The sequence below is a fragment of the Actinospongiicola halichondriae genome, from assembly GCF_049103745.1.
Taxonomy (GTDB): domain Bacteria; phylum Actinomycetota; class Acidimicrobiia; order Acidimicrobiales; family Salinilacustritrichaceae; genus Salinilacustrithrix; species Salinilacustrithrix halichondriae.
Window position 1 is genome coordinate 2,741,010 of record NZ_CP171622.1, and the last position, 26,981, is coordinate 2,767,990.

Sequence of the window (26,981 nt, forward strand, 5' to 3'; positions counted from 1 at the left end):
CGCGATCAGGGGCGTCGACACGCTTCGGACGCTAGCCGGTGACCGCAGGAGCGATCGACGCCTCCCGGCGCTGCCCACGGTCGAGACCGACCGCCACGAGGGTGACCGAGAGACCGAGCGCCGTCATGGCAGTCGGGACACCGAAGGTGCTGATGAGCACGCCGGTGACGCCGATGCCCACGAGCTGCGCTGCGCTCGCAGCGACGAAGTCGGTGGCGAGGACGCGTCCATGCACGGCCTCGGGTGAGTTCCGTTGGAGCAACGTGCGCGATGGTCCGGAGAGGAGCGCGGTGAAGAGACCCCAGAGGGCGACGCCCGCGAACGCGACGAGCAACTGTGCGGTGGCGAAGTAGACGAGCGCGGTCACCCCGGACGCTGCCGCGCCGAAGGCGACCCAACCGAAGGTCGCGAGCCGGTCGCTGAGGCGCGCGACGAGGAGCCCACCCAGCACGAGGCACACCCCGAAAGCGGTCTGCAGCGCGGCAAAGACCGACGGCGACCGTTCCAGGACGTCACGCACGTACAGCGGCTCGGCGAGGATGGCCGCTCCGTAGAGGAGATGCACCGAGCTCATGGCGATGACGGTCCGGCGCAGGAGCGGCGTGCGACGGATCAGACGCAGTCCCTCGAACGCATCGCGCAGGCGGACGGGCGGGGCATCGGCGTCGACCTCCACATCGCGGATCGAGATCGCCGGGAGCACCACCAGACCGAGGAGGTACGTCACTGCGTCCACCACGAAGGCACCCCGGAATCCCACGGTGGCGATGGCGAGCGCTCCGACGACGGGCCCCATCACGATCGCGAACTCGTCGGTCAACGACACCAGTGCGTTGGTGCGGGCGAGCTCGTGCTCGGCCACGATGCGGGGAGGGAGGGACTGCAACGCCGGATGCGTGAAGGCACCGACGACGCCGTGCACGGCCGACAGGAGGGCGAGCGTTCGGAAGTCGTCGGCCGTCAGCAGCGCCAGCGAGGCGGCGACGCCGACGGCTTTGGCGGCACCGAGCGTGAGCCGAGGGCCGAAGCGATCGATGACGGCTCCGACCACCGGCCCCAGGACGACGGCGGGAAGGGTGAGCGCGACACCGAACAGCGAGACCTCGGCAGCGGTCGCGTCGAACTCGAACGCGGCGTAGCCCCAGATCGCGATGAGCGTGGCCCACGTCCCGATGGCGCTGACCGCCTCGGCGACGAGGAACGCTCGAACACGCGTGTCCCGAAGGCTTCCCACCGGCGAGATGCTACGAGTCCGGGTCGCTCCCGGTCCCCGTGGTTTTCCGGATCAGGAGCGACCGAAGTCGTCCTCGAGGCGCACGATGTCGTCCTCACCGAAATAGTCGCCGATCTGGACCTCGATGAACACGAGGTCGACGTCGGCCTGGTTGGCGACCCGGTGGGCCGTGCCCAAGCCGATGTCGACGGCCTCGCCCGGCGCCACGATGACCTCGGCGCCGTCGAGCGTGACGGTCGCGGTGCCGCTCACGACGTACCAGTGCTCGGCCCGACGGGCATGCGTCTGGTAGCTCAGCCGTTTGCCCGGATGGACGACGATGCGCTTGACCTTGTGGTCGTCCTCGTCGGACAACACGGTGTAGTTGCCCCAGGGGCGCTCGTCGTACTCGAAGGCACTCATGGCCGACAGCTTGCCTAGCCCAGGCTCAGGATGGCCAGTCCCTGCAGCAGCCCGACGCCGGCGCCGAGGGCGCCACCGATCACGATCAGGATCCACTCGTCCTGCTCGAAGATCCCGCGGAGGAGCCGTTCGAACTCGAGCTTCGGCATCGCCGACAGCTTCGTCTCGACCAGTTCGGCGACACCGAGCCGCTTCTCGAGGTAGGCCTCGACCTCGGGCTGGAGCTCCGGCACGGCCTGCCCGACACGCTGGACGACCATCCACTTCACCGCTTCGAGCTGCTCGTCGGTGATCTCGGTCTGCGCCAGCATCTCGACCATCGGCTTCGCCTGGTCGACACGTTCGCTGACCTTGGTCAGGACCAGCCGGGCGATCTTGGTGCCGGCCTCGCCCTCGGTGATGATGCGCAGCAGGTTGGCCGGCGTGAGGATCTCGCGCTCGGAGATGCGGCCGTAGTCGGCGGCGATCTCGGCCTGCCGCGAGGGGAACATGCCCTGGTAGGTGACGAGGCCGGCGTACTTCTTCGGCTCGATCGGCCGGAAGATCATCTGGAGCGCCAGGTAGTTGGTGCCCAGGCCGACGATGCCGCCGACGAGCGGCATGAGCCACCACTGGTCGAACACCGAGAAGCTGATGGCCTGGAAGACGCCGATGACGAAGCCGAAGTAGCCGCCGAAGCGGACGATGGCCTTCAGTTCCTTGCCGCCGATCTCCTGGAACAGGCGGGTCAGTCGCTTGACGTTCGGTCCGGACAGGAGGTCGAAGACCAGGGACTCGAGGTCGAGGATGTCGTCGCTGATCCCCTGCAGGTCGTCGAAGATCTCCTGGGTGACCTGACGGCCCTCGGTCTTGATCTGTGTGGCCACCATCTGTTGGGCCTCGGGGGCCATCTGGTCCCAGACCCCCGGCGACAGCATCTCGGCTGCGTCACGCAGCACCGTCGGCAACTCGGCGTCGAGGCGGTCCGACAGGAGCGACTCGAGTTCGGCGGGGTCGATGCGCTCGACGAGTTCGGCGGGTGAGATGACGTCGCCCACCGTGCCGGCGACGTCGGTCGCGAACGTGTCGGCCTTCGAGGGCAGCACGCCCTGCCAACCGATCTTCAGACCACCCGGCTTCACGCCGACGAACTCTTCGGGCAGGAAGATCATCTTCACCGCCGCCCAGTTGGTGACGTAGCCGATGAAGGCGGTCACCAACGGCACGATGATCAGGACGGCGATGATGTTGGCCGCAGCGAACACGTCAACCCCCAGGCTGGACGACAGGACGGCGCAACCGTAGTGCGACGGCCCGTCGGGACTACCCCTCGTCGCCGGTGGCCTCGAGGATGTCGTCGAGCTTGATGATCTCGTCCATGGTGACGACGCCGATGAACAGCCCGCGCCCATCGGTCACCGGGAGTCGGTCGACGGCGGCGGCATCCATCGCCTCGACCGCCTGACGCAGCAGCCAGTCGGGGTGCGCGACGGGGACCGACGTCAACATGATGTCGGCGATCGACGTGTCCTCCCACGCTTCGCGGGGGACCTCGCGTAGCGCCTCGATCTTGACGGTGCCGACGTAGTCGGCGCCGTCGACGACCGGCACCGACTGCTGACGCGAGCCGATGACGTGGTTCCAGAAGAACTCCTGGGCCGTCGCCTCCGGCGGAATCGTCAGGACGTCCGTCTTCAGGGCCGATGCGAGGGGCATCGAGAACCGACGTTCGAGATGTCCCAGGCGCGAACCGAGTTGGTTCCGGGACACCGACCACCGTCCCATCATCAACTGCGCGGTCACGGCGGCGATCAGACCGGGCACGACAAAACCTGGTCGTCCCGTGGTCTCGGCGACGAACATCACGGCCGCGAGGGGCACGCGGTAGCCGGCGCCGAGGAAGGCCGCGATCCCGATCAGGGGGAACAGGGTCGAGTCGGTGTCACCGAAGAGACCACCGACCGCGCTGCCGAGCAACGCGCCCTGCACCACCAGGGGGATGAAGAGACCGCCCGCGCCTCCGCCGCCGAGCGTCAGCCCGGTGGCCGCGGCGCGGAGCACGAAGAGGAGCGCGACCAGCGAGATGGCATGGGTCGGGTCGAGTGACCAGGTCACGGTGTCGTAGCCGGCACCGAGCGTGAACGGGTGGTCGTAGACGACCTCGCTCAGCCACGCGAGCCCCGCCAACAGGGATCCGGCGGCGACGGCGAGGAGCACCGGGTCGTGACCGGAGCTGAACTCCTTCATCCAGCGCAGCCCGACCGAGAACCCTCGGGCGATGGCCCCGCTCAGCAGACCCAACGCCATGGCTCCACCGAGTTCGACGAACCCGAAACCGGGCGATCCCTCGACTGGGAGGAGCGGCTCGGTGCCGAGGAACGCCACGAACGTCAGGTACCCGGCGGCGGCCGCGATCGAGGCCGGGAGCAGTTGTCGTCGAGCCAGGTCGTCGCGGTAGGGCACTTCGAGAGCGAAGACCACGCCGGTCGCCGGAGCACGGAAGATGGCGGCCACACCGGCAGCGGCGCCGGCCACGAGCAACACCTTGGCCTCGTCTCGCGAGAAGAACCGCTGCAGCCGCGACTGCAGCAACGTGCCGGTCTCGGCCCCGGCGTAGATGGCCGGACCCTCGTAGCCCATCGCCCCGCCGGAGCCCAGGGTGAAAAACGCCGCGAGCATCGTCGCCGGGAACGGGCGCAGACGGAGCCGCCGGTTCCGATCGTGGAAGTTCGAGATGTACTCCTCGGAGGTGGCGCTCGACTCGCCGCCGAGGAACTTGATGCACAGCGCGGCCGCCACCAGACCGACGAGCGGAGCGAAGCAGCGCACCCACAACGGCGCCTCGATGAGGGCGTCGTAGGCGACCTCGCGTGTGACGTACTCGAATCCGGCGACGAGCGCGCCGGTCACGATGCCGGTGGCGGCGGCGAAGAACAGGACCTGCTGCGACCGGCGCGAGAGGGCGAAGATCTGTTCGCGCCGGTACGAGTCGGGAAGCAGTCGGAGTCGGGCCATGTCAGTCGAACACCACGGTGCGGTTGGCGTAGGTGAGGACCCGGTGCTCGAGGTGGAGTCGGACGGCCCGGGCGAGCACCGTGCGTTCGAGGTCGGCACCGAGACGGACGAGGTCCTCGACCTCGTGTCGGTGCGACACCGGGGTGACGTCCTGGTGGATGATCGGGCCTTCGTCGAGCACCGACGTGGCGTAGTGGGCCGTGGCGCCGATGATCTTGACGCCACGCTCGAACGCCTGGTGGTACGGCTTGGCACCGGCGAACGCCGGCAGGAACGAATGGTGGATGTTGATGATCCGGTTGGGGAACTCGTCGACGAATGATGGCGGGAGGATCCGCATGTACCGGGCCAGCACGACCAGGTCGGCGTCGCTGTCGCGCACGACACCCTGCACGGCATCGGCCTGCATCTCCGGCTCGTCGCCGACCGGGAGGTGACGGAACGGCGCGCCGTGGCGCTCGACCATGCCTCCGTGGGTCTCGTGGTTCGAGACCACGACGGCGACCTCTGCCCGGAGTTCGCCCAGGTCGATCCGCGTGAGGAGGTCAGCGAGGCAGTGGCCCTGCTGCGAGACCAGCACGGCCAGGCGTGGCACCGGCCCCGGCCGGTGGAGGGTCCAGGTCATGCCGTAGGCCGCGGAGACCGGCGCCATCGCCGCGTCGATGTCGGCATCGGGTGGGAACGTGGCCTCGACGCGCTGGAGGAACAACCCGTGGACGCGGTCGGTGTGCTGGTCGGCGTGCACGATGTTGCCGCCGAGGGCGGCGATGGTCTGCCCCACAGCAGCAACGATGCCCGGTCGATCGGGGCAGCGCAGCAGGAGGACCGTGTTCACGTACTCCGACACTACGGACCGCACCGCCTCCAGACGTAGCCTCGCCTCATGGCAACCGTTTCGGGCCGAGTGGCCAACTTCTTCTCCGTTCGCGTCGACCGGGTCGCGCGGGCGGCCGGACGACGTCACGTCGCGCGTTTCCGGGCGGCGGGAGGTCGCAAGGCCGACAAGATCCGCGGTCTGCCGGTGTTCCTGCTCGACGTGGTCGGCCGCTCGTCGGGGCAGCCCCGCCCGGTGATGTTGATGCTCATCCGACGCGACGACGATCTGTTGGTGTGCGGCTCGAACGGCGGCAACCCCGAGGCCCCGAACTGGTACCGCAACCTCATGGCGGCCGGCGAGGCCCACGTCGAGGTCGGTGGCGACCGCTGGGCGGTGACGGCTCGCGAGGTCGAGGGCGCCGAACGTGACCAGTGCTGGGAGCTCCTCGTCGCCGGCTACCCCGACTTCGCCTCGTACCAGGAGCTCACCGACCGCACCCTGCCGGTGGCGGTCCTCGAACGCCGCTGACGAGCGCTCCCGCCGAAGGCGGGGCCTGACGAATGCGGAGCATTCGTCCGTTTCTCGCCCGCCAGGGCGAGAAAACGTGGAGGTGAGGGGAATCGAACCCCTGGCCTCGTCGATGCGACCGACGCGCTCTAGCCAACTGAGCTACACCCCCGTATGGGGAGTCCGGAGACTAGCTCAGGTGTCGGTCTCGACAGAACTGCTCTCGCCGGCCGCGGACCGACCCTCGATCGCCCGACGCAGACGCGTCTGGAGGATCGTCGTGGTGACGTCGCCGCGGGTGCGTTCGGTCACGGCGCGGAGGCTGTCGACCGAGCGGCGGAGCCCGCCGGTGAGCGCGTCGGGGAGGTCGACCGAGGCGAGTACGTCGTAGGCGTCGTCCATGGCGCCGAGCAGTTCCTGGGCGGCGTCGAGGTCGTCGGCGCGGAGGCGGTCGAGCACGTTGCGCCGCAACTCGCTGGCTGCTTCGGCGAGTCCCCGCATCCAACTGTGGGCCATGACGTCGATGTCGGTGTGCGAGGGGATGTCGTCGCCGGCGACCAGCGCCGCGGTGAGACGGGCCTCGGCGTATTCCTTCTCGGCGTCGTGGAGGAAGCCGGCGTGGCGGACCATCGCCTGGTCGGCAACGGCATCCTGGGCCTCGCGCAGGCAGCGTTCGCACGCTTCGAGTTCGGAATCGTGGACGGCTCGGTCGCCACGATGCACGGCCCGGATCGCCAGGCTCGCGTGGCGGATCGTGAGCCGGCACGCAGGGAGCGCGGCTTCGCGCGCCCGATGGGCGTCGCCGAGTTCGCTCCGGATGTCGTCGACGACCGCGTCGAGGCGGTCGCGGCGCACGGGGTCAGCTGGCCGAACGACGCAGCAGTGCCTGCTGCGTGGCCGACGTCCGCTGCGGGGCGTACTGCACCGGACGGCGAACGGCGGGGCGCTGGACCGGCATCTGTCGCTGCTGCTGGATCTGCAGGAGCATGGCGACGTAGCCGAGGAGGGCAGCGTCGACGAGGAGATGGAACAGCCAGACGCTTCCACCGAGGGCAAGGGCGAGCACGAAGGTCAACAGCGCGGCACCGACGAGCGTCACGAAGACGTCACGGCGCCGACGCATGACGTCGTTGCGGCTCATCCGCTGCGGGGCGTAGCCATAGCTGGCTGCGGCCTGGACGGCATGGGGCTGTGCGGCACGGGGATCGGCGTAGGCGTCGTGGAGCTCGGCACCGTCGAGGGCTCGGCCGGTGCGCTGGAGCACGGCGAGCTGCTGGTGGAAGTCGACGACCGAGGACGACGGGTGCGTGGCCCGGCGCTTCTGGAGGTACGGGGGAAGAAGGACACCGGCCCAGATGGCGGCAAGCACTACCAACACCATGATCGTCATGCTCCTCGCCTCGCTTTCGGTGAGAGGAAACGTACGGACCCGGGTTCCCACGATGGTGGATTTCCGGTGTCCGCCGTCTGGCGGAAGGGGGACGGGAGGAACCCGTTCGTTACGTTTCTACTACGAAACGCAATGTTCCGACAAGCAATCGCGCAAACTTCTGTTTGCATTCGCTGCACAAATACAGCGAACTGGATGCTCCGGGAGCGTCAGAGACCGGTGTCGCCGGCGTCGGATTCGGTGACGGCACGTCGGTAGGTCCCCGACCGCCCGCCGGTCTTCTCCCACAACGTGAGCTCGCTGATCACCATGGCGCGGTCCGCCGACTTGCACATGTCGTAGATGGTGAGACAGGCGACCGAGCACGCGGTCATCGCTTCCATCTCGACGCCGGTGCGGTCGATGGTGTCGACCTGGGCCTCGACCTCGATGAAGTCGTCCTCGATGCGGAAGTTGACCAGCACCGACCCCACCAGCAGCGGGTGGCACAACGGGATCAGGTCCGGCGTCCGCTTGGCCGCCTGGATACCGGCGACGCGGGCGACGGCCAACACGTCGCCCTTGGTGATCGCACCGCGAGCGACCAGCGACGCGGTGTCGGGCTGCATCGTGACCCGTCCCCGGGCGACGGCACGTCGGTGCGTCGGGTCCTTGGGGGTGACATCGACCATGCGGGCACGGCCCAGCGGGTCGAGATGGGTGAGTCCGCGCTCCGACATCACCGGGATCCTACAGCCGACCCCTCAGACGGAGGAGCGGGTCGGATTCAGCCCGAGGTTGCCGACCCCGCGACGAAGGAGCGGGCGAGCAACCTCACGCGCCGACGGGACCGACGAAGTCGGGCCGGTCGGATTCAGCCGCCGATCTGGGACATCGACTTCCGGGGACGGATGAACTGGACCTTGCCGATCGAGTGTCCGGCCCACTTGGCGCTGACGGCCTCCTGGATGACGGCTGCGATGTCGTCGTCGGTGCCGCCGGCGCGCAACGGGGTCCGGAGGTCGAACTCGTCGAGCGCGAAGAGACAGTTGCGCAACTGCCCTTCGGCGGTGAGCCGCACTCGGTCGCACGACTCGCAGAACGGACGGGTCACGCTCGGGATCACGCCGACGATCGCGCCGGGTTGGTCTGCGGGGAGGTCCAGGTAGCGGAACCGTTCTGCCGGCTCACTCCCCCGGACGACGGGCTCGAGCGGGAACACCTCAGCGATGCGGCGGACGATCTCGTCCTGCGGGACGACCTGGGCATGGCGCCAGCCGGCGTCGGCGTCGAGCGGCATGAACTCGATGAAGCGCACCGTGACCCCTTCGTCACGACCGAAGCGAGCGAAGTCGAGGACCTCGTCGTCGTTGACGCCACCGACGAGGACGACGTTGACCTTCACCGGGTCGAGTCCGGCCTCCTTGGCGGCGACGATGCCGTCGAGGACCTTGGCCAGTTCGTCGCGACGGGTCAGCTCGAGGAAGCGATCGGCCCGCAGGGAGTCGAGGCTGACGTTGATCCGGCGGAGGCCGGCGGCGACGAGGTCGTGCGCCACGTTGCGGAGCGTCGATCCGTTGGTCGTCATCGCGATGTCGACGAGCGGACCGTCGCCTCCGACACGGAGACCCGAGAGCTGTTCGACGAGGACGGGCAGGTGTGCCCGGACGGTGGGCTCGCCGCCCGTCAACCGGATCGCGTCGACCCCGAAGCGCTCGACGAAGATCCCGGCGATGCGGGCGGTCTCCTCGAACGTGAGGATCTCGTCGCGGCCCAGCCACTCCATGCCCTCCTCGGGCATGCAGTAGGTGCAGCGGAAGTTGCAGCGGTCGGTCACCGAGATCCGCAGGTCACGGTGGACGCGGCCGTAGCCGTCGGTCAGCTGCTCGTGCGCGGTCGGGGCCATGGACCCCCGAGGCTACCGGCGCGTTGTCAGCGCGAGTCCTCGAAACGCCAGACGGGGTCGGCCATCAACAAGCGGTGACGGGGCCCGGGAGCCTCGGCGTCGCCGGACTCGTACCCCGCGTCGCCCTCCCACATGGTCACCATGCCCTCGTCGGTGTTGCCGACCCGGGTGGCGTAGCGGAACGGCGTTCGTGCGGCGGCAGCCGCCAGGGCCTCGTCGACCGTGTCGTGGGGAGCGAGGTCGTAGAGCGTGACGATCGTCGGCGGAGCGAGTTGGATGTCGCCTTCGTCGCGACGCCGGAGCATGTCGACGGGCCGAACCCATTCGTCGTCGTGGATCTCGCCCCCGTCGATCGTGACCTCGCCGGCCTCCCCGACCGGAGCGCGACAGACGAAGAACCAGGTCGCGAACCGCTTCGGGCCGTTGAGGGACACCTCGGGTGGCGTCCAGTGACTGAAGGGCACCAGCCCCGTCGGGTCGACGAGCAGGTCGGCCTCCTCCAGCGCTTCGCGGACCGCGGCGCGCTGTGCCGTCTGCTCCTCGTCGCCGTCGACGTCATCGTCGTCGTCGATGCGGCCGCCGGGGAACACCCACATGCCGCCGAAGGCGAGCTTGGAGTTCTTCCGCAGCATCAGGACCTCGATGCCGGACGGGGTGTCGCGAAGCGGGATGACCGTCGCCGCCGGGATCAGTTCCGACACGTGGGTCAGCCGGCCTCGACCAGGGCGCGGCGGGTGAGCACCCGGGCCAGGTGACGACGGAACTCGACGCTGGCGTTGAGGTCGGCCGCCGGCTGCGTCCCCTCGTCGGCCACCGATGCGGCGTCGGCGGGCGTCGCACCCGAGGCGATGGCGGTCTCGGCTGCGGTCGCCCGCACCGGCCGCGAGTCCATGTTGACCAACCCGATCGCGGCGTCCGACCCGTTCCGCCGGACACACGCGACCCCGACGATCGCCCAGTCCTGCGCTCGCCGGTTGAACTTCTGGAACGACCACCCTGCTCCGGCGGCCTTGGGCACCTGGATCTCGGTCAGCAGCTCGTGCTCGCCGAGCGCCGTCTCGAGGAAGCCGGTGAAGAAGTCGTCGGCCGCGATCTGACGGGTCCCGTCCGGGCCCTGCACCACCAACGTGGCGCCGAGCGCGAGCAGGACCGCGGGCAGGTCGCTGGCCGGATCGCCGTGGGCGAGCGAACCGCCGATGGTGCCGCGGTGGCGGACCTGCGGGTCCCCGACGTGTGAGGTCGCGTGCGGGAGGATCGGCGCCTCGGCGCGCAGCAGGTCGCTGGTCTCGACGGCACGGTGGCGCGTGAGAGCTCCGACCGCGACATGGTCGCCCCGGTCCTCGATGTAGCGGAGGTCGTCCAGGCGGCCCACGTCGACGAGCACGCTGGGTGTCGCCAGTCGCAGCTTCATGAGCGGCACGAGGGAATGGCCCCCAGCGAGGAGCTTGGCTTCGTCGCCATGCTCGACGAGGGCAGCGATGGCCGCCTCGGCGCTGTCGGCCCGGAGGTAGTCGAAGGATGCGGGGATCATCGGGAGACCTCCACGGACGTGCCGCCACGACCCGTCTTCGCGGCAGCGAGCACCGCGGCGACGATGTTGTGGTAGCCGGTGCAGCGGCACAGGTTGCCCTCGAGCCCCTCGCGCACCTCGGCTTCGGAGGGGTCGGGGTTCTCGTCGAGCAACGACGTCGCAGCCATCACCATGCCCGGTGTGCAGAACCCGCACTGGAGCCCGTGCTCTTCGCGGAACGACTGCTGCATGGGGTGGAGCTCGTCGGTCGAAGGAGCGAGCCCCTCGATCGTCGTCACCACGCCTCCGTCGGCCTGCACGGCGAGCACCGTGCACGACTTCACCGACTCGCCGTCGAGGTGCAACGTGCATGCCCCGCACGACGAGGTGTCGCAACCGATGTTGGTGCCGGTCAGACCGACGACCTCACGGATGTACTGGACGAGCAACGTGCGCGGCTCGACGTCGTGGCGCTGTTCGGTGCCGTTCACCGTGATGCTGATCTCCACGAAACCACCCCCTGTCGGATCGGGACCTCGGTCCTTGCGTTTCGTCTTCCTAGCGCATCGCCCGTGCCCGCGTGTCACGCCACCGCCACGCGGGTCGACGAAGGCCCGAGGGACGTCCTCCAGTAGTCCATTCGGCCTACTAGGATGGTCCATGGCGACCTCCCCTGGCGGAGTTCCACGCCGATTCCGAGAAACCAGAACAGAATCGAGGCCACATGGGACTCTTCCGACGCAAGGACATCATCGACCTCACCGATGACGCCATGGCCCTCAGCTCCGAGGCCGAGGCGACGCCGTCGACGACCGAGGCGTCATTGCACGCCGGCGTCCCCGGACGCTGCCCCACGTGCGATGGCTTCGGCTACATCGACCACATCGACATGGTGCACCGGTACCAGCGTCAGCACTGCCGCACCTGCGGTCACGTGTGGGAGTTCACCTTCGACGAGGCCGGCGACGTGCTCGACCTCACCGACATCGAGGCCGGGTCCCTCGACAACCAGGACTTCGGCATCCAGATCTGACGGACCTCAGCGTCCGTCGACCGCACGGATCGCGTCCCACACTCGCTCGGGCGTACACGGCATGTCGACATGCCGGATGCCCAGCTCCGAGAGCGCATCGCAGACCGCCGACTGGACGGCCGGCGTCGAACCGATCGTCCCGGACTCGCCGATCCCCTTCGCGCCCAACGGATTGTGCGGCGTCGGCGTCTCCATCGTGACCAACTCGAACGACGGCAACTCGGTGGCGGAGATCATCGTGTAGTCCGCGAGGTTCGCGGTCACCGGGTTCCCGTCCTCGTCGTATTGCACGTGTTCGTAGATCGCCTGCGCGACGCCCTGCGCGATGCCCCCGTGGCGTTGGCCTTCGACGATCAACGGGTTGAGCACCGTTCCGGCGTCGTCGCAGGTGACCATGCGCACGAGCCGGACCATGCCGGTCTCGGTGTCGACCTCGACGACGGCGACGTGGGCACCGAACGGGAAGGTCGGGCTGGTCGCCGCGAAGTCGGTCTCGGCTTCGATGCCGTCGGGGCCCGCCGCCGTGGCGATCTCGGCCCACGAGCGCGACACCGCCGGCGTCCCGGCGACGTGGAACGTGCCGGTCGACGGATCCAGTTCGAGATCGGCTGGATCGGCTTCGAGCAGGTCGGCGGCGATCTGGCGCGCCTTGTCGACGACCAGCCCCGAGGCCTCGTGGATGGCCGAGCCACCCAACTGGAGCGAGCGGGAGCCGAAGGTCCCGACGCCACGGGCGACCTCGTCGGTGTCGCCGTGGAGGACGACCACGTCGTCGATCGGGATGCCGAGCGCCTCGTTGACCAGCATGGCGAAGCTGGTGTCGTGACCCTGCCCATGGCTCGATGATCCGGTGTAGGCCGTCGCCGTTCCGTCGGGGTGCACGACCACGCGGCCGTATTCCTGGCCGGCCTGCGGTCCGGCCGTGACCTCGACGTAGACCGAGACGCCGATGCCGATCTGGATCGGTCCGCCTTCGGCTCGCCTGGCGGCCTGCTCGGCCCGGAGTTCGGCGTAGCCGGCCGCCTCGAGGGCCAGGTCGAGGCTGCGCTCGTAGTCACCGACGTCGTAGACGGTGTCGGTCGGCGTGGTGAACGGGAACGCGTCCGACGAGATGAGGTTGAGACGGCGCACGTCGGCGGGGTCCTTGCCGACTTCGGCGGCGAACAGATCCATCGCCCGCTCGATCGCCGCCGTCGCCTCGGGACGACCGGCACCGCGGTAGGCGACCGTCGGCGTCGTGTTCGTGACGATGGACTTCGCGTTGAACTGCACCGCCGGGATGTCGTAGACGCCGCTGGCCATGGTGCGCGTCATGAAGGTCAGGAACGCTCCCAGCGCGGGATACGCGCCGGAGTCCTGCACCACGTTCAGGCGGTAGGCCTTGACCCGGCCGTCGCGGTCGCCACCGATCTTGACCGTCTGCCACTGCCCTCGGCCATGGCCCATCCCGACCATGTTCTCGGACCGCGTCTCGACCCAACGGACCGGGCGTCCGAGTTGCTTGGAGATCCAACCGAGGATGACCTCCTCGGGGTACGCGCCGATCTTCGGACCGAACCCGCCGCCGACGTCTGGCGTCTTGACCCGCACCAGCGCCTCGTCGAGGCCGTACCACTCCTGGAGCGTCGTCTTGACCCCGTGTGGGGCCTGCGTCGAGCAGAAGTGGACGAGTCGTCCGTCGACCCAGGTGGCGGCGGCCGATCGCACCTCGAGTGGGCAGCCGGCGACACGCTGGTTCAGGAACGTGCCGTCGACGACGACCTCGCAGTCGTCGAAGGGGGCGTCATCCTCACCGAAGGACAGGTCGAGGCTGACGTTGTCGCCCACCTCGTCGAAGAGGAGCGTGTCGCCGTCGAGGGCCTGCTCGGGCGTGAGCACGGCCGGAAGGAACTCGATGTCGGCCCAGACCGACTCGGCGGCGTCGGCGCCGGCCTCGGGGGTCTCGCTCACGATGACGGCGACGGGTTCGCCGACGAATCGGACCTTGTCGACGGCGAGCACCGGACGAGCGTGCAGGGGGTTGAGCAGCGGGACCGCGAGCGGCAACAGGGGCATGTCGGCGAGGTCGTCAGCCGAGTACACCGCCACCACGCCGGGCGACCGGCGAGCCTCCGCCAGGTCGATGTCGGTGATGGTGCCGTGCGCCACCATCGACCGGACGAACGTGACGTGCAGGGCGCCGTCGAGGATCGGATCGCGGAGGTCCGCCGTGTACGTGCCACCAGCCGTGAGGAACCGCGGGTCCTCGGTGCGCAGGACCCGGTTGCCGAGAATGCTCATGGCTCGGGAACCTAGTCCGCTGTCTGGCGGGACGATCAGGGTGCGAGTGGACTCTCGTCGGTCAGCGTCCCGAAGGGCCACACCGTCGGCAGGTCGACCGGGCGCTCGGGTGCGGGAAGCACCGCATAGGCCTCTTCACCGGGGAGCACGAGTCCGTACTGGGTCCGGGCGATGAGCTCGATCTCCGAGTCGGTGTCGAGTTCGGCGACCCGGGCGGCGAGCGCGTCGCGCTCGGCGTCGAGTGCGTCGAGCGACGCCTGGGTCTCGGCGATCGCCGCACGCTGGTCGATCCAGGTGCGCGTCGGGAAGACGTAGGCCGCAGCCACGGCGATCGTCGCCACGGCGAGCGCGGCCAGGAGGAGCGGCTTCAGCCAGCGGGTGAGGCCAGGAGGAAGCGCGAGGCGCCGGACGAAGGCCGGGGCGGTCACCGCGGGCGGACTCCCGCTGGCAGTGCGTCCCAACCGCGGTAGGCCGCGCTGTCGCCGAGTGCCGCCTCGATGCGGAGCAGCTGGTTGTACTTCGCGACGCGGTCCGACCGAGCCGGCGCACCGGTCTTGATCTGTCCGCAGTTCGTGGCGACCGCGAGGTCGGCGATCGTCACGTCCTCGGTTTCGCCGGAGCGGTGCGACATCACGGCCGTGTAGGCGCTGCGCGTGGCGAGTTCGACGGTGTCGAGGGTCTCGGTCAGCGAGCCGATCTGGTTGACCTTGATGAGGATCGAGTTGGCGACCGACGACTCGATGCCACGAGCCAGCCGTTCGGAGTTGGTGACGAAGAGGTCGTCGCCGACGAGCTGGCAACGATCGCCCAGCGAGGCCGTCAACGTCGCCCAGCCGTCCCAGTCCTCCTCGTCGAGGCCGTCCTCGATCGAGACGATCGGGTACTTGTCGACCCAGCTCGAGAGGTACTCGGCCAGACCTTCGCCCGACAGGGTCCGGCCTTCGCCGTCGAGGTGGTACTCCCCGTCGCGGTAGATCTCGGAGTTGGCCGGGTCGAGTGCGATGGCGATGTCCTGCCCCGGGGTGCGACCAGCCCGCTCGATCGCCTCGACCAGCAACTGCACGGCCTCCTCGTTCGAACCGAGGTCGGGAGCGAAGCCACCCTCGTCACCGACGGCGGTACTGAGACCACGGTCGTGGAGGATCCCCTTGAGGGCGTGGTAGGTCTCGGTTCCCCACTGGAGGGCCTCGGAGAAGCTCGCCGCGCCCAGCGGCATGACCATGAACTCCTGGAAGTCGACGTTGTTGTCGGCGTGCGCCCCACCGTTGAGGACGTTCATCATCGGCGCGGGGAGGACGTGGGCGTTGGTCCCGCCGACGTAGCGGAACAACGGCAGCCCGCGCTCGTCGGCGCCGGCGTGTGCCACGGCGAGCGAGACGCCGAGGATCGCGTTGGCCCCGAGGCGAGCCTTGTTGTCGGTCCCGTCGAGGTCGAGCATCGCCTGGTCGACGGCGCGCTGGTCGATGCCCTCGATGCCGAGCAACGCGTCGGCGATCTCGCCGTTGACGTTGGCGACCGCGTTCGCGACGCCCTTGCCACCGAATCGATCGCCGCCGTCGCGGAGTTCGACGGCCTCGAATTGACCGGTGCTCGCACCGGAGGGGACGATGGCCCGGCCGGTCGCCCCGGAGGCGAGTTCGACCTCGACCTCGACAGTGGGATTGCCGCGGGAGTCGAGGACCTCACGACCCTCGATGTGCTCGATGCTCGTCATACCGGTTCCGTGACTCGTGATCCTGTGGCTCGTGTGGCACCTGTTGGTGGTGTTGGGCACGTTACCGCCGCCGACTGAGGACGGGAAACACCCCATCCGTGCGGAACCGCCCACGCAGCGTGAGAGGAGTCAGAGAAGGCCGTAGAGTCGTCGCCGGTGGGCACCCTCGATCCTCTCCATGCGAAGCTGAACGACGCCGGCGAACACTTCGCCGTCTTCGTGGCGACCACCGAGACAACTCGCGCCCTCGAGGCGCTGCGAGCCGTTGCAGCCGAGACCGAACTGTTGGCCGCGGTGCCCGGAGCGACACGGCCTCGGGTCTCGCCGATCGCGCCGCTCCCCGACGGTCTCGTGCTCCGCATCGACGACCTGTCGACGCGTGTCGACACCCGTCGTCGAGTCGCGCAGTCGATCCGACGCGAGCTCGACGACGCCGGTGTCGGCGACGCGATCGCCGACATCCTCCCGGTCGACGGGTTGCACGACCTCGACCGGTGCCGCCGTGCGGTGGTGCTGCGCATGTTCCCGAGCCCGGCCGGTGCCGCGGGACGGCTCGACCCGGAGTGGATCGACGTCGCCGCCGACTGGGTGTTCGGCGACCAGCGGCCGGAGTCCACGGTCCGACTCCGCGTCCTCGGCGTCGAGCGATCTGTTCGGGCCGCCGAAGCCGCCGGCGTCCTCCACGGCTGCGCGTCGGCGCACGTCTGGTGCGACATCGTCACCGGCAACGTCGAGACCCGGGTCCGCACCGCATCGATCAGCTTCGGCGCCGCGCCCCATGTGGCCATTGCCGGCGGTGGACCGCGCTGCGACGACGACGGGCTGGTCGCTCGTTTCGAACTGCTCCGCGGGGTCGTCCGAGAACTGCACGAGGGCTGCGCCTACGCCTGCGTCGAGTTCGAGACCTCGTTCGCCGACCTCGGGACCGGCTTGTCGAACACCGAGTGGGCGCTCGAGGGCGGTGCCGCACCGAACACGGTCGCTGGCCGACTCTGCGATCGCTTCGTACCCGATGTGTTCGCGTACCAACTGCTCGGGTCCGGCCACCTCGCCAAACTGCGTGTCGCCGACCCCACGCGTGACTGGGGTCAGCCGCTCAGCGACGAGGCCTTCGAGCTCTCGCTCGGGTCGCCCGTCGACTGGCTCCCCACCAGCGAGGTCCGCGGCGACGTCCGTGGCGACGGTTGGGACCTGCTCGACGCGCTCCTCCTCCGTGGCGATGCCCTCGCCGACGAGCTCTCCCGGGCTGCCAGCGAGGGCGACCTGTCGCAGCGCGAGGTCGTGCCGACCGAGGCCGCCGCCGGACACGGACTCCCGGAACTCGACGCCATCGTGATCGACCCGCAGCGGCATCCCCGCCGCGGCACGCGCCTCACGGTGCTCGAACTCGCCGCGTGGTTGGCAGGAGAGCCCCACACCGACAGCCCGTCTTCGGTGTCACCGGTGCTCCGGGTCTTCGCCGGGCATCTCGGCGTCGGACTCGACGACTCACTCCGCCAGGAGCTCAAGCCGCTCGCCGCTCGCCTCGTCGGCACCGCTGCTGACGACGAACGCGAACAGGCGCGAGCGCTGCGCCTGACCGACTGGTTGGTCCGCGGCCATGCCCCGCCATGGCTCCGACGCGCCGGGCTCACCGAGTCGGCCGACCGCCTCGACGGACTCGCCTCGATCACCGACAACACCGACCTCGTCCGGGCCGTCGACCTGCTCGGCAATGCCATCGTGACGGCCGGCCGACGCCTCGAGATCACCACCGCCATCGCCGGCGAACACGCCGACCTCGTCGACCAGATCTCCTGGGACGCCTGGGAAGAGGCCGCAGAACGGTCCGGATGGATCGCAGCGACCGAGGCCGTCCTGCACGGCATCCCCGCCGACCTCGCGTACGCCGCCGACCAGCGAGTGGTGGAGTGCAGTCGCGATCCACGGATCCGGGCCGAACTCGAGGCGTCGTCCCGAGGTCTCGGCGACGCCATCTGGTCGGCAGCGCTGCACGAGATCGCCGCTGCCGCATGGCGAGGTGCCTGGGATGCCACCGAGGACTTCGTCCATCACGAATCCACGTTCTCGATGCGGACCGCACTGCACCGTTCGCTCCAGGCCTCGGTCGGCGACGACGACGAGGTCGTGATCGAGTCGATGCTCGACGAGGTCGACACCGCAGCCCGCGACGCGCTGGCCCATCTGGTCCTCAGCGACGAGATCGAGCCCGACTACTGGAAGCAGGCCGTCGAGGCCGCCAGCATCGGCGAAGCCGGGAACCTCTGGCGAGAGTCACTGGACGAGACCCGCAGCATCCTCGGCGCCACGCTCTTCGACGACGCCATCGACGTCGCCCGCGCCGAACTGCATCGCTGGCTCGACCGAGCGCCCCAGCTCGTCGGCCGCGTCGTCGCTGCGGCGGTCGCACGCGAGGCGTCGGGGGTTGCAGCTCGAGCCGTGTCGGCCCGAGCGGCAGCCGAGCGACTCGCACGTGGCGGCAGCGAAGAGGAGGCCGAGGCGGCAGCGAGCGAGGCGATCGAACCGATCGTCACCGCGCTGGCCACCGAGGCGATCGCCATCGCTGACGAACTGGTGTCGAGGGAGCCCTCGACCGTCTAGCCGCCGTGGGCCTCGTGGGCCCGGACGCGCTCCCCCACCCGGTCGGCAGCGGCGCGAATCGCCGACTCGGCATCGATGTCGTTCGCTCGGGCATGGGCGACGAGGCCGAGCAGGACCGACCCGAGCTCGCCTGCTGGGTCGGTCGGCATCGGGATCTCGACGCCGGCCCGATCTGCCTTCGACAGGACCTTGTGCGCGTAGAGGAGTCCGGGGAGCCCGACCGGGATCCCGTCCATGACCGACCCGCGGCCCTTCTCGGCCTTCTTGATCGCCTCCCAGTCGGACTCGATCGAGTCCGCGTCGGCGTCGCCGAACACGTGCGGGTGACGACGGTGGAGCTTGTCGTGGATCCCGCGAGCCACGTCAGCGATGGTGAACGCGCCCTCCTCGGCGGCGATCGCCGAGTGGAAGAACACCTGGTAGAGCAGGTCGCCGAGCTCTTCCTCGAGGTGCTCGACGCTGGCGGGCGATTCGGGGTCGAACCCGTCGATGGCCTCGACGACCTCGTAGGTCTCCTCGACCAGGTACCGACGCAGGCTCTCGTGCGTCTGCTCCCGATCCCACGGACACTGTTCGCGCAGCGTGCGCACCAGCCCCTGGAAGCGGACCAGTTCCTGCGCCACCGGCGCTCTCACCGCGGGGATGAACAGCGACGTCAGGTGGTCGGCGTCGACCGCACGATCGAGATCGGCCCAGTCGACCTCGACGACGGTCTCCTCCGGCAGGCCGAGACCGCGCAGCACGACGGCGCCGGCCGGTTCGTCGTCCTCGAAGGCGAGCTTGATGTCCGACAGCACGTGGGCGGCGTGGCAGTGCGCCACCAGGAGGGCGCCGGTGGCCCCCGCGGCGTCGATCGCGAAGCGGTGACCGTCGACCAGCGTCACCCCGGCTTCGACCGGGTCGACACCGATGCGACCCCAGGCGAGGTCGAGGAACGACATGCCGGAGACGATCTCGACGTCGACGCGCTCGTCGCTGCGGAGCAGGGCGACCGTCCGTTCCAACACGAAGGGCGATCCGGGGATCGCGTACGCGACTTCGCCGTGCTCGGTCGCGGTGGCGACCAGGTCGTCCGCGATGCCGAGGTACACCTCGTCGAACGTCGCCGCCGTCTCGTAGAGCGAGTCGTAGCTGGGCAGGTCCGCGTACGGCGCTGCGGCGGGATGCCGGTGCGTGCGCAGGCGCACGTGCCCGATCTCCGCGAGGCGCTCGGTGGCGCCGGCGGTGGTGAGGTCGGTTCCGGCGGGGCCGAGGCCCACGATGACGATGGTCGGGCGAGCGCCCGCCATGGTCACAGCCCGAAGACGGGTGTCGGGTCCGGGCGTGCGCCGGTGGGCGACTGCACCACGTTGTTGATGTCGGTCGTTCCGTACCGCGGGCTGACGTACACGTCGGCGTCAGCCGGGACACCGCCGACCGTCGACAGGAACTGCAGGTGGGTGATGTCCTCGTAGATCTGCTCGCGCAGGTCGTCGGGGAAGTCGGCGAAGAGCGGACCGAAGTTGCTCTCGATGCCTGCTCGGAGTTCGCTCATCTGCGCCGGGCCGTCGCCCTGATCGGCGATGTCGGCCGTGGCGAGGCGGGCCAGTTCTCCCTGGATGTGGAGGTTGAGGATCTCGTTCACGATCAGCTGCGGCACGGCACCGTCGGCCGGGGCCGCACTGATGTCGAGCTGGAGCATCAGCTCGGCGTTGGATCCCCACGCGGCCGCCTCGGTCTCGAGGTCGTCATGGCTGATCTCGAGGTCCCCGACGCTGGCAGCGACCTGGTACGAGTCACCGCACCCGGTCAACAGGACGGCAGCGGGCACCAGGAGGAGGATCGCGAGTCGCAGTCGTCGCACGATCGACGATGCTAGGAGGTGCGCGGTCCTGCGACGAACCGGGCTCATTCCGGCGGGAGCAGGTGGCGGAGGAACGAGACCAGGTCGACCGCCGGATCCGATCCCTTGGCCATCGGGACCTCGAGCATTCGAGCGTCCGGCTTGTAGACGGCCTTGGGAGCGATCCGCTTGAGCCGGATGTCCTGACTCGCCTTGAGCTCGACCGGGCTGAGCCGCGCCTTGAACGCCGGACCCATGAATCCATCGCCGGCGACGACCGCGACCTCGGTGATGCCCAGGCGACTGCACTCGGCTCGTAGACGGGCCACCTCGAGCAGCGCCTTCGCGGAATCCGGGATCGCCCCGTACCGGTCTTCCCATTCGCGGGCGATGTCGTCGACCTGCGCGTCGGTCGTGACCGCGGCCAGGCGCCGATAGGCCTCGAGGCGGAGCTCTTCCTTCTCGACGTAGTCGGCCGACAGGTGTGCGTCGGTCGGCGTGTCGATCTTGATCTCGGCCGGCTCGCGGATCGGCTCACCCTTGAGCTCGGCGACGGCTTCGGTGACCATCTGGCAGTAGAGGTCGTAGCCGACCGCCGCGACATGCCCCGACTGACCGGTGCCGAGCAGGTTTCCGGCGCCACGGATCTCGAGGTCGCGCATGGCGATCCGGAAGCCCGAGCCGAGCTCGGTCGACTCACCGATGGTCCGGAGACGTTCGTACGCGTCCTCGGACAGGACCATGTCCTTCGGGTGGAACAGATAGGCGTAGGCGCGGCTCCCGGCTCGACCCACGCGACCGCGCAGCTGATGGAGCTGCCCGAGTCCGAGCAGGTCGGCGCGGTCGACGACGAGGGTGTTGACGGTCGGCATGTCGATGCCCGACTCGATGATCGTGGTGCACACCAGCACGTCGAACCGACCTTCCCAGAAGTCGATCACGACCTGCTCGAGCGCGCCCTCGTCCATCTGTCCGTGGGCGACGGCGATGCGAGCCTCCGGCACCAGCTCGTTCAGCTGGCTGGCCACCTGGTCGATGTCGCGTACGCGGTTGTGCACGAAGAACACCTGCCCCTCGCGCAACAGCTCACGACGGATGGCTTCGGCCGCCGCCCGCTCGTCGTACTCGCCGACGTAGGTCAGGATCGGCTGCCGATCAGCGGGCGGGGTGTCGAGCAGGCTCATGTCGCGGATGCCCGTGAGGCTCATCTCGAGCGTGCGCGGGATGGGCGTGGCAGTGAGGGTGAGCACGTCGACGTCCGACTTGAACTCCTTGATCCGCTCCTTGTGCTTCACCCCGAAGCGCTGCTCCTCGTCCACCACCAACAGCCCGAGGCGGTGGAACGTCATGTCCTTGTTGAGAAGCCGATGGGTACCGACGATGACGTCGACCGAGCCGGTCTTCACGCCTTCCATGACCTCTCTGGCCTGGGCATTCGTCAAGAAACGCGACAGCATCTCGACGCGGATCGGGTACGCCGAGAACCGGTCGGTGAAGGTCTGGAAGTGCTGCTGGGCCAGCAGCGTCGTCGGGACCAGGACCGCGCACTGCTTGCCGTCCTGGACTGCCTTGAAGATCGCCCGCAGCGCCACCTCGGTCTTGCCGAAGCCGACGTCGCCGACCACGAGGCGGTCCATCGCGACCTCGCGCTCCATGTCGCCCTTGATGTCCTCGACCGCGCGCAGCTGGTCGGGCGTGGGCTCGAACGGGAACGCCGCCTCGAACTCGCCCTGCCACGGCGTGTCCTCGCTGTAGGCGTGGCCGCCGGCGGCGAGACGCTTCTGGTAGAGGACGACGAGCTCCTGCGCGATCTCGCTGACCGCCGAGCGGACCTTGGCCTTGGTCTTGGTCCACGAGTCGCCACCGAGGCGGGTCAGCGCAGGCGTCTCGCCCCCGGTGTAGTGCCGAACGGCGTCGATCTGGTCGGACGGGACGTACAGCTTGTCGCCGCCCTTGTACTCGAGCAGCAGGTAGTCGCGCTCGACCCCGCCGATCGCACGCTTGACCATGCCGCCGTACTTGGCGACACCGTGCTGGTGATGGACGACGTGGTCGCCCGCCTTGAGATCGTCGAAGAACCCCTGCGAGTCGCGACGCCTCGGACGCGCTCGACGGTGTGAACGCCGTCGGCCGGTGAGATCCGACTCGGCGAGGAGCGCGAGCTTCACGCCGGGGAGGACGCAACCCCGCTCGATCGGCTCGACAACGATCTCGCCACCGACTCCGCAGCCGTCGAGCAACTCGCGCAGGCGAGCTGCCGACCCGTCGCCGTCGGCGGCGACCACGATCCGATAGCCGTCGGACTGCAGCTCTCGCAGCTGTCGGCGACGCCGGTCCTCGTCACCGAGCGCGACCTGGAACGGGAACGCCTGCACGGTCGCCACGTCGGGTCCCTCGGGCGCGGTCGTGACCTGCCAGGTCGGGGCGTCGACACGCTCCAGCACCCGGTCGAGCGCGAGGTGCAGGCTCGGCCAGTCGTGGTCCTCGTCGTCGTCGACGGCACCCCACGTCCGAGCGAGGCTGTTCGCGAGGTCCGCTTCCTCGGCCAGGAACTCGGCGGCGCGGTCGCGCAGACGCCGCGGCTCGACCAGCAGGATCTGACAGTCGTCGGGCAGCAGGTCGCCGAGCAGCTCCTCGTCCGGCGCCAACCACGGCAACCAGGACTCCATGCCGTCGAAGAGCTGGCCGTCGGCGATGCGCTCCCAGTGCTCGCGCCCCCAGGGCTCGAGGGCGACCAGCGCCTCGGCTCGAGCGCGGACCTCGTCGGTGGGGAGCAACTCACGGCACGGGAGGATCTCGAGTTCGTCGACGTCGTCCGTCGACCGCTGATCGGTGACGGAGAACTCGGACAGGCGCTCGACCTCGTCGCCCCAGAGATCGATGCGGACCGGACGGTCGGCGGTCGCCGGGAACACGTCGACGATCGAACCCCGGACCGAGAACTCGCCACGATGCTCGACCTGGTACTCCCGCCGGAATCCGAACTCGACCAGTGTCGTGGCCAACTGCTCGAGGTCGATCTCGCTTCCGGATCGGACCACCACGGGTTCGACCGAGCGGCTGCCAGGGGCGAGCCGCTGGATGAACGAGCGGACCGGCGCCACCACGACGGCCGGCATCCGCGCCGGATCGCCGAGGCGGCGCAGCGTCCGGACGCGGCGACCCATGGTCTCGACGGCAGGGCTGACCCGCTCGAACGGGAGGGTCTCCCACGCGGGGAAGTACTCGACGTCGTCGGGGTCGAGCAGCGCACGGAGGTCGTGGACGATGCGTTCTGCGTCCGCCGTGGTCGCCGTCGCCACCACCACGGGGCGGCGGCGGGTGCGGGCGACCAGGCCGGCGATGACGACAGCTCGTGCCGGGTCGGGAACCGCGAGCACGGCATCGGCGCTGCCGAGCACCGACAACAGACCGGGGTCGTCGCGGACGATCTGCGGGAGGTCGCGGAGGCCGCCGGACGCGACGGTTCCGTCAGCCAGTTCGGTCGAGGGGCTCACCCGGTCAGGGTAGCGAGTGACCCCGCCGGCGAGATCACCCGTCGAGGTCGGAGAGGCACGCCAACCCGATCTCTTCCCCCAACGTCTGGGCCACGGCACCGCCGGCGATCAACTGCTCGACGCCTTCGGCCCCGCGCTCGCCCATCTCGGCGGTGAGGCAGTCGCGCGCCTCGTCACTCACCGGCACCCCCGCCGCCGAGATCGACTCGGCCAGCAGGTTCCCGGTGACCGACGGGCAGTCGGCGAGGGCGGTCGAGAACGCATCCTGGATCCCGCTGTCGTCACCGTCGACGAGGGCCGATGCGAGGCCGGCACTCAGGGTGGCCCCGTCGTCGAGCGAGTCCACGACGCAGCCGGTGTCGTCCTGCGAGAGCTCGAACGGGAAGTCGGCGACGAAGACCTCGGTCAGCGGCGCACCGAGTGAGCAGCTCGCGAGTGAGTTCTCCAGGTCGTCGCGGAGTTCGTCCTCGTCGAAGTCGGCGTCGACGTCGTCGAACGACTCGGCCTCGGCGAAGTCGTCCGGGGTAACGCCGGCTTCGTCGAGGCGGTCCGCGTCGGCGGCGTCGACGAGCGCCTCGGCCACGCATGCCGCGCTCTCGCCTTCGAGGGCGAAGCCCCCGTCGTCGGCCTCGAGGTCGGCCTGGACAGCTTCGACGTAGGGAGCGGCGTCGACCGACGACTCCGACGAACAGGCTGCGAACACCACCAGGGGTGCAAGGGCGAGGATCGGGAGGCGCAGGCGAGACATGGCCAGAACCGTAACGGTCAACCGGCCGTCACTCGCGACGGTTGAAACGCTCCATCGCCCGCTCGACCCCATCGGTCGCGATCATCTCGACCGCATCGGCAGCCTCGGCGATGGCGATGTCGAGTTCTTCGCGGTCGCGCTTGCCGGGACGGCGCAGGACGTGATCCCGTCCCTGCTGCGACCCGGGAGGCTTGCCGACGCCGATGCGGACCCGCAGGAACGCATCGGTGCCCAGGTGACCCTTCATCGACTTCAGGCCGTTGTTGCCGGCCAGACCGCCACCGACCTTGACCTTGATGCGCCCGACCGGGAGGTCGAGTTCGTCGTGCACGACGACCACCTTGGCCGGATCGTCGATCCCGTGGCGCTTCACGAGCGCGGCCGCTGCCGCACCCGCTTCGTTGTAGTACGTGGTCGGGAAGGCCACGACCAGGCGATTCCGGTCGGGACCCACGCGGACCTCGGCCACCTCGGCCCGCTCCTTCTTCGACAGCGTCAACCGCTCGCCGTGGCGGTCGGCGATGACCGCCACGCAGTCCGCGCCCGCGTTGTGACGCGTCCGTGCGTAGTCGAGGCCCGGATTCCCGAGCCCGACCACGAGGAGGTCGGCTGGCGTCCCTCGCCGCTCAGATGCGGCGTGGAAGAGGGTCAGGCGTCGTCCCCGGCGTCGTCGCCGGACTCGGCGTCGTCGCCACCCGAAGCGTCGGCGTCACCGCCGTCGGCAGTGGCTTCGCCGTCTTCGCCCTCTTCGCCCTCGACGGGCTCAGCGACCTCGATGACCGGCAGCGATGCCGTCACGATGGCGTCCTCGGGGTCGATGTTGAGCTCGACACCGCTCGGCAGGGTGATGCTCTCGGCGCGGATCGGGTCGTCGAGGGTCAGCGACGAGCAGTCGACGACGAGCTCGTTCGGGATTGAGCCGGGGAGGGCGGAGATCGGCAGCGAGAAGAGCTGCTGGTCGACGACGAGTTCCTTGAGGTTGTCGCCGTCGATGTTCTCGAGCACGATCGGGACCTCGACCTCGAGCGCAACGTTGCGGTCGATGATGATGAAGTCGACGTGGGTCACGTTGCGGCGAACGGGGTCGCGCTGCATGTCCTTGACGATCGTCAGGCGCTCGTCGTCGTTGAACTCGAGCGTGATCAGGGCGTTCATGCCGGCCGGGGTGGTGAGGGCGGCCCGGAGGTCGCTCCACTCGACGGAGATCGGCGTGGGGTCGTCACCGGCGCCGTAGACGACGGCCGGGACCTTGCCCTCCTTGCGGAGCCGACGCGACGAACGCGAGCCGATCGCTCGGTCGGTGCTTGCCGTGAGGGTGAGTTGGTCGGCCATGACGGGCTCCTGCTGAACGGAAATTCGAGGTGGGACCCAGCAGGCGCGTGAACATGCGCAGGCGTGCCGGGACGAACGGACGATTGTACGAATGCCTACGGGCGATCGCCAAGTTGCAGTGGTTCGATCGGAGCACCGGACAGCGGGCGTCGGGAGCGCCAGCGAGCAGCCCGCAGCGTAGGGAGGCTCGAAGAGCCCACCGGGGCTCGAGGCCGAGCAAGCAGGATTACGTCTGGTTCTTGCCGCCGAAGAGCTCGCTGACCGAGGTGTCCTCGAAGACTGCGTCGATGGCCTTGGCCAGGATCGGGGCGATCGAGTGGACCTCGAGCTTGTCGAACTGCTTCTCCGACGGCAGCGGCAAGGTGTTGGTCGCGATGAGCCGCCCGATGGGCGAGTTCTTGATCCGGTCGACGGCCGGACCCGAGAGCACAGCGTGGGTCGTGGCTGCGTGGACCTCGGACGCTCCGTGTTCGACGAGCTGTTCCGCAGCGGCGCACATGGTGCCGGCGGTGTCGATCATGTCGTCGATCAGCACGCAGCAGCGGCCTTCGACTTCGCCGACGACGTCCTTGGCCTCGACGCTGTTCTTCGCACCCTTGACACGGCGTTTGTGGACGATGGCCAGGTCGGCGTGGAGCTCGTTGGCGTACTGCTCTGCCACCTTCACGCGCCCGGCATCGGGCGAGACGACCACGAGGTCGTCACCGAGTTGACGCATGGCGTCGATGAGCACGGGGCGAGCTTGCAGGTGGTCGACCGGACCGTCGAAGAAGCCCTGGATCTGCCCGGAGTGGAGGTCGATGGACACCAGGCGGGTGGCCCCGGCGGCCTTGAACAGGTCGGCGACCAGCTTGGCGGTGATCGGCTCGCGTCCTTCGGCCTTTCGGTCCTGGCGGGCGTAGCCGTAGAACGGGCAGACGGCCGTGATCCGCTTGGCCGAGGCGCGGCGGGCGGCGTCGATCATGATCATCTGCTCCATCAGCGAGTCGTTGATCGACATGCCGTCGATGCTGCTGTGGCTCTGGATGATGAAGACGTCGCTGCCGCGCACGTTCTCACCGAACTTGCAGTGGATCTCGCCGTTGGCGAACTCCGCGAGGTTCGGTTCGCCCAGCGTCTCGCCGAGGACCTCGGCGATCTCCTCCGCGAGCGGCAGATGCGTGCGCCCCGACAAGAGGTGCAGTCGCTTCTTGGTGACGAGCTCCATTGCGCGTG

General features: G+C 69.2%; 25 protein-coding genes and 1 tRNA gene. 3 read left to right on the forward strand and 23 right to left on the reverse strand.

Features of this window, described 5'->3' with window-relative positions; translation table 11 throughout:
• Nucleotides 1–31: 31 nt before the first annotated feature.
• From AB8619_RS13465 to purU, 5 genes are read right to left on the reverse strand one after another with little or no spacing between them, the layout of a single operon-like run.
• Nucleotides 32–1,234, reverse strand: a complete 1,203-nt coding sequence (locus AB8619_RS13465; RefSeq protein WP_436793145.1) for an MFS transporter — start codon at nt 1,232–1,234, stop codon at nt 32–34.
• A 51-nt stretch (nt 1,235–1,285) separates the two neighbouring features.
• Nucleotides 1,286–1,636, reverse strand: coding sequence for a phosphomannose isomerase type II C-terminal cupin domain (locus AB8619_RS13470; RefSeq protein WP_436793146.1), 351 nt, complete (start codon nt 1,634–1,636; stop codon nt 1,286–1,288).
• Between the two features lie 14 nt (nt 1,637–1,650).
• On the reverse strand, nt 1,651–2,880 hold the full coding sequence (locus AB8619_RS13475; RefSeq protein ID WP_436793147.1) for a DUF445 domain-containing protein: 1,230 nt from the start codon (nt 2,878–2,880) through the stop codon (nt 1,651–1,653).
• Between the two features lie 58 nt (nt 2,881–2,938).
• On the reverse strand, nt 2,939–4,630 hold the full coding sequence (locus tag AB8619_RS13480) for a chloride channel protein (protein ID WP_436793148.1): 1,692 nt from the start codon (nt 4,628–4,630) through the stop codon (nt 2,939–2,941).
• 1 nt (nt 4,631) lies between these two features.
• Complete coding sequence (gene purU / locus AB8619_RS13485) at nt 4,632–5,465, reverse strand: formyltetrahydrofolate deformylase (protein ID WP_436793149.1); 834 nt, start codon at nt 5,463–5,465, stop codon at nt 4,632–4,634.
• Nucleotides 5,466–5,513: 48 nt separating this feature from the next.
• On the opposite strand from purU, the gene AB8619_RS13490 reads away from it, so the two are divergent.
• Nucleotides 5,514–5,975 (forward strand): nitroreductase family deazaflavin-dependent oxidoreductase, encoded by a 462-nt coding sequence (locus AB8619_RS13490; protein WP_436793150.1) that lies wholly within the window; start codon nt 5,514–5,516, stop codon nt 5,973–5,975.
• A 77-nt stretch (nt 5,976–6,052) separates the two neighbouring features.
• Here the strand turns inward: AB8619_RS13490 and AB8619_RS13495 are convergent.
• The 8 genes from AB8619_RS13495 to AB8619_RS13530 all read right to left on the reverse strand — a co-directional run bounded on the left by AB8619_RS13495 (nt 6,053) and on the right by AB8619_RS13530 (nt 11,248).
• A tRNA-Ala gene (locus AB8619_RS13495) sits at nt 6,053–6,126 on the reverse strand.
• A 23-nt stretch (nt 6,127–6,149) separates the two neighbouring features.
• Nucleotides 6,150–6,809 (reverse strand): haloacid dehalogenase, encoded by a 660-nt coding sequence (locus tag AB8619_RS13500; protein ID WP_436793151.1) that lies wholly within the window; start codon nt 6,807–6,809, stop codon nt 6,150–6,152.
• A 4-nt stretch (nt 6,810–6,813) separates the two neighbouring features.
• Nucleotides 6,814–7,344, reverse strand: a complete 531-nt coding sequence (locus AB8619_RS13505; protein WP_436793152.1) for a hypothetical protein — start codon at nt 7,342–7,344, stop codon at nt 6,814–6,816.
• Between the two features lie 209 nt (nt 7,345–7,553).
• Nucleotides 7,554–8,063 carry a cyclic pyranopterin monophosphate synthase MoaC gene (gene moaC / locus AB8619_RS13510; RefSeq protein ID WP_436793153.1) on the reverse strand — a complete coding sequence of 170 codons (510 nt, stop codon included), beginning with the start codon at nt 8,061–8,063 and terminating at the stop codon, nt 7,554–7,556.
• Between the two features lie 134 nt (nt 8,064–8,197).
• A complete protein-coding gene (gene moaA / locus AB8619_RS13515; RefSeq protein WP_436793154.1) occupies nt 8,198–9,229 on the reverse strand; it encodes a GTP 3',8-cyclase MoaA in 1,032 nt (343 codons plus the stop codon).
• A 26-nt stretch (nt 9,230–9,255) separates the two neighbouring features.
• Complete coding sequence (locus AB8619_RS13520) at nt 9,256–9,930, reverse strand: NUDIX hydrolase (protein WP_436793155.1); 675 nt, start codon at nt 9,928–9,930, stop codon at nt 9,256–9,258.
• A gap of 5 nt (nt 9,931–9,935) precedes the next feature.
• On the reverse strand, nt 9,936–10,760 hold the full coding sequence (locus AB8619_RS13525) for an FAD binding domain-containing protein (RefSeq protein ID WP_436793156.1): 825 nt from the start codon (nt 10,758–10,760) through the stop codon (nt 9,936–9,938).
• Nucleotides 10,757–11,248, reverse strand: a complete 492-nt coding sequence (locus tag AB8619_RS13530; protein ID WP_436793157.1) for a (2Fe-2S)-binding protein — start codon at nt 11,246–11,248, stop codon at nt 10,757–10,759. Before AB8619_RS13530 ends, AB8619_RS13525 begins: the two co-directional genes overlap by 4 nt.
• A 215-nt stretch (nt 11,249–11,463) precedes the next feature.
• On the opposite strand from AB8619_RS13530, the gene AB8619_RS13535 reads away from it, so the two are divergent.
• On the forward strand, nt 11,464–11,772 hold the full coding sequence (locus tag AB8619_RS13535; RefSeq protein WP_436793158.1) for a hypothetical protein: 309 nt from the start codon (nt 11,464–11,466) through the stop codon (nt 11,770–11,772).
• A gap of 6 nt (nt 11,773–11,778) precedes the next feature.
• Here AB8619_RS13535 and AB8619_RS13540 read toward each other — a convergent pair whose 3' ends face one another.
• The 3 genes from AB8619_RS13540 to eno are packed head-to-tail and all read right to left on the reverse strand — an operon-like array spanning nt 11,779 to nt 15,766.
• On the reverse strand, nt 11,779–14,052 hold the full coding sequence (locus tag AB8619_RS13540) for a xanthine dehydrogenase family protein molybdopterin-binding subunit (protein ID WP_436793159.1): 2,274 nt from the start codon (nt 14,050–14,052) through the stop codon (nt 11,779–11,781).
• A 35-nt stretch (nt 14,053–14,087) separates the two neighbouring features.
• A complete protein-coding gene (locus tag AB8619_RS13545; RefSeq protein ID WP_436793160.1) occupies nt 14,088–14,480 on the reverse strand; it encodes an FtsB family cell division protein in 393 nt (130 codons plus the stop codon).
• The gene (eno, locus tag AB8619_RS13550) at nt 14,477–15,766 is read right to left on the reverse strand and encodes a phosphopyruvate hydratase (RefSeq protein ID WP_436793161.1); all 1,290 of its coding nucleotides are present in this window, start codon (nt 15,764–15,766) and stop codon (nt 14,477–14,479) included. The genes AB8619_RS13545 and eno overlap by 4 nt, the downstream gene beginning before the upstream one ends.
• A gap of 156 nt (nt 15,767–15,922) precedes the next feature.
• Here eno and AB8619_RS13555 point away from each other — a divergent pair, with 156 nt between their 5' ends.
• Nucleotides 15,923–18,367, forward strand: a complete 2,445-nt coding sequence (locus tag AB8619_RS13555; protein ID WP_436793162.1) for a hypothetical protein — start codon at nt 15,923–15,925, stop codon at nt 18,365–18,367.
• On the opposite strand, the gene AB8619_RS13560 is transcribed toward AB8619_RS13555, so the two are convergent.
• The 7 genes from AB8619_RS13560 to AB8619_RS13590 form a co-directional block, all read right to left on the reverse strand.
• Nucleotides 18,364–19,656, reverse strand: a complete 1,293-nt coding sequence (locus AB8619_RS13560; protein ID WP_436793163.1) for a MazG nucleotide pyrophosphohydrolase domain-containing protein — start codon at nt 19,654–19,656, stop codon at nt 18,364–18,366. The two genes, AB8619_RS13555 and AB8619_RS13560, sit on opposite strands and share 4 nt — an antisense overlap.
• 2 nt (nt 19,657–19,658) lie before the next feature.
• The gene (locus AB8619_RS13565) at nt 19,659–20,210 is read right to left on the reverse strand and encodes a hypothetical protein (RefSeq protein ID WP_436793164.1); all 552 of its coding nucleotides are present in this window, start codon (nt 20,208–20,210) and stop codon (nt 19,659–19,661) included.
• Between the two features lie 44 nt (nt 20,211–20,254).
• Nucleotides 20,255–23,686, reverse strand: coding sequence for a transcription-repair coupling factor (gene mfd, locus AB8619_RS13570; protein WP_436793165.1), 3,432 nt, complete (start codon nt 23,684–23,686; stop codon nt 20,255–20,257).
• Nucleotides 23,687–23,720: 34 nt separating this feature from the next.
• Entirely contained in the window at nt 23,721–24,434 is a 714-nt protein-coding gene (locus tag AB8619_RS13575; RefSeq protein ID WP_436793166.1) for a hypothetical protein, read from the reverse strand.
• 28 nt (nt 24,435–24,462) lie between these two features.
• Complete coding sequence (gene pth, locus AB8619_RS13580) at nt 24,463–25,032, reverse strand: aminoacyl-tRNA hydrolase (RefSeq protein ID WP_436793167.1); 570 nt, start codon at nt 25,030–25,032, stop codon at nt 24,463–24,465.
• 50 nt (nt 25,033–25,082) lie between these two features.
• Nucleotides 25,083–25,766: a 50S ribosomal protein L25 gene (locus AB8619_RS13585; RefSeq protein ID WP_436793168.1), complete on the reverse strand. Its 684-nt coding sequence runs from the start codon at nt 25,764–25,766 to the stop codon at nt 25,083–25,085.
• Between the two features lie 226 nt (nt 25,767–25,992).
• The gene (locus AB8619_RS13590; RefSeq protein WP_436793169.1) at nt 25,993–26,973 is read right to left on the reverse strand and encodes a ribose-phosphate diphosphokinase; all 981 of its coding nucleotides are present in this window, start codon (nt 26,971–26,973) and stop codon (nt 25,993–25,995) included.
• Nucleotides 26,974–26,981 lie beyond the last annotated feature (8 nt).

Excerpts from the sequence above, each read along its gene's own strand:
- AB8619_RS13470 (WP_436793146.1), bottom strand. The coding sequence starts at position 1,636 with ATGAGTGCCTTCGAGTACGACGAGCGCCCCTGGGGCAACTACACCGTG.
- AB8619_RS13480 (WP_436793148.1), bottom strand. The coding sequence starts at position 4,630 with ATGGCCCGACTCCGACTGCTTCCCGACTCGTACCGGCGCGAACAGATC.
- AB8619_RS13490 (WP_436793150.1), top strand. The coding sequence starts at position 5,514 with ATGGCAACCGTTTCGGGCCGAGTGGCCAACTTCTTCTCCGTTCGCGTC.
- AB8619_RS13505 (WP_436793152.1), bottom strand. The coding sequence starts at position 7,344 with ATGACGATCATGGTGTTGGTAGTGCTTGCCGCCATCTGGGCCGGTGTC.
- moaC (WP_436793153.1), bottom strand. The coding sequence starts at position 8,063 with ATGTCGGAGCGCGGACTCACCCATCTCGACCCGCTGGGCCGTGCCCGC.
- moaA (WP_436793154.1), bottom strand. The coding sequence starts at position 9,229 with ATGGCCCCGACCGCGCACGAGCAGCTGACCGACGGCTACGGCCGCGTC.
- AB8619_RS13525 (WP_436793156.1), bottom strand. The coding sequence starts at position 10,760 with ATGATCCCCGCATCCTTCGACTACCTCCGGGCCGACAGCGCCGAGGCG.
- AB8619_RS13535 (WP_436793158.1), top strand. The coding sequence starts at position 11,464 with ATGGGACTCTTCCGACGCAAGGACATCATCGACCTCACCGATGACGCC.
- AB8619_RS13540 (WP_436793159.1), bottom strand. The coding sequence starts at position 14,052 with ATGAGCATTCTCGGCAACCGGGTCCTGCGCACCGAGGACCCGCGGTTC.
- eno (WP_436793161.1), bottom strand. The coding sequence starts at position 15,766 with ATGACGAGCATCGAGCACATCGAGGGTCGTGAGGTCCTCGACTCCCGC.
- AB8619_RS13560 (WP_436793163.1), bottom strand. The coding sequence starts at position 19,656 with ATGGCGGGCGCTCGCCCGACCATCGTCATCGTGGGCCTCGGCCCCGCC.
- AB8619_RS13575 (WP_436793166.1), bottom strand. The coding sequence starts at position 24,434 with ATGTCTCGCCTGCGCCTCCCGATCCTCGCCCTTGCACCCCTGGTGGTG.
- AB8619_RS13585 (WP_436793168.1), bottom strand. The coding sequence starts at position 25,766 with ATGGCCGACCAACTCACCCTCACGGCAAGCACCGACCGAGCGATCGGC.
- AB8619_RS13590 (WP_436793169.1), bottom strand. The coding sequence starts at position 26,973 with ATGGAGCTCGTCACCAAGAAGCGACTGCACCTCTTGTCGGGGCGCACG.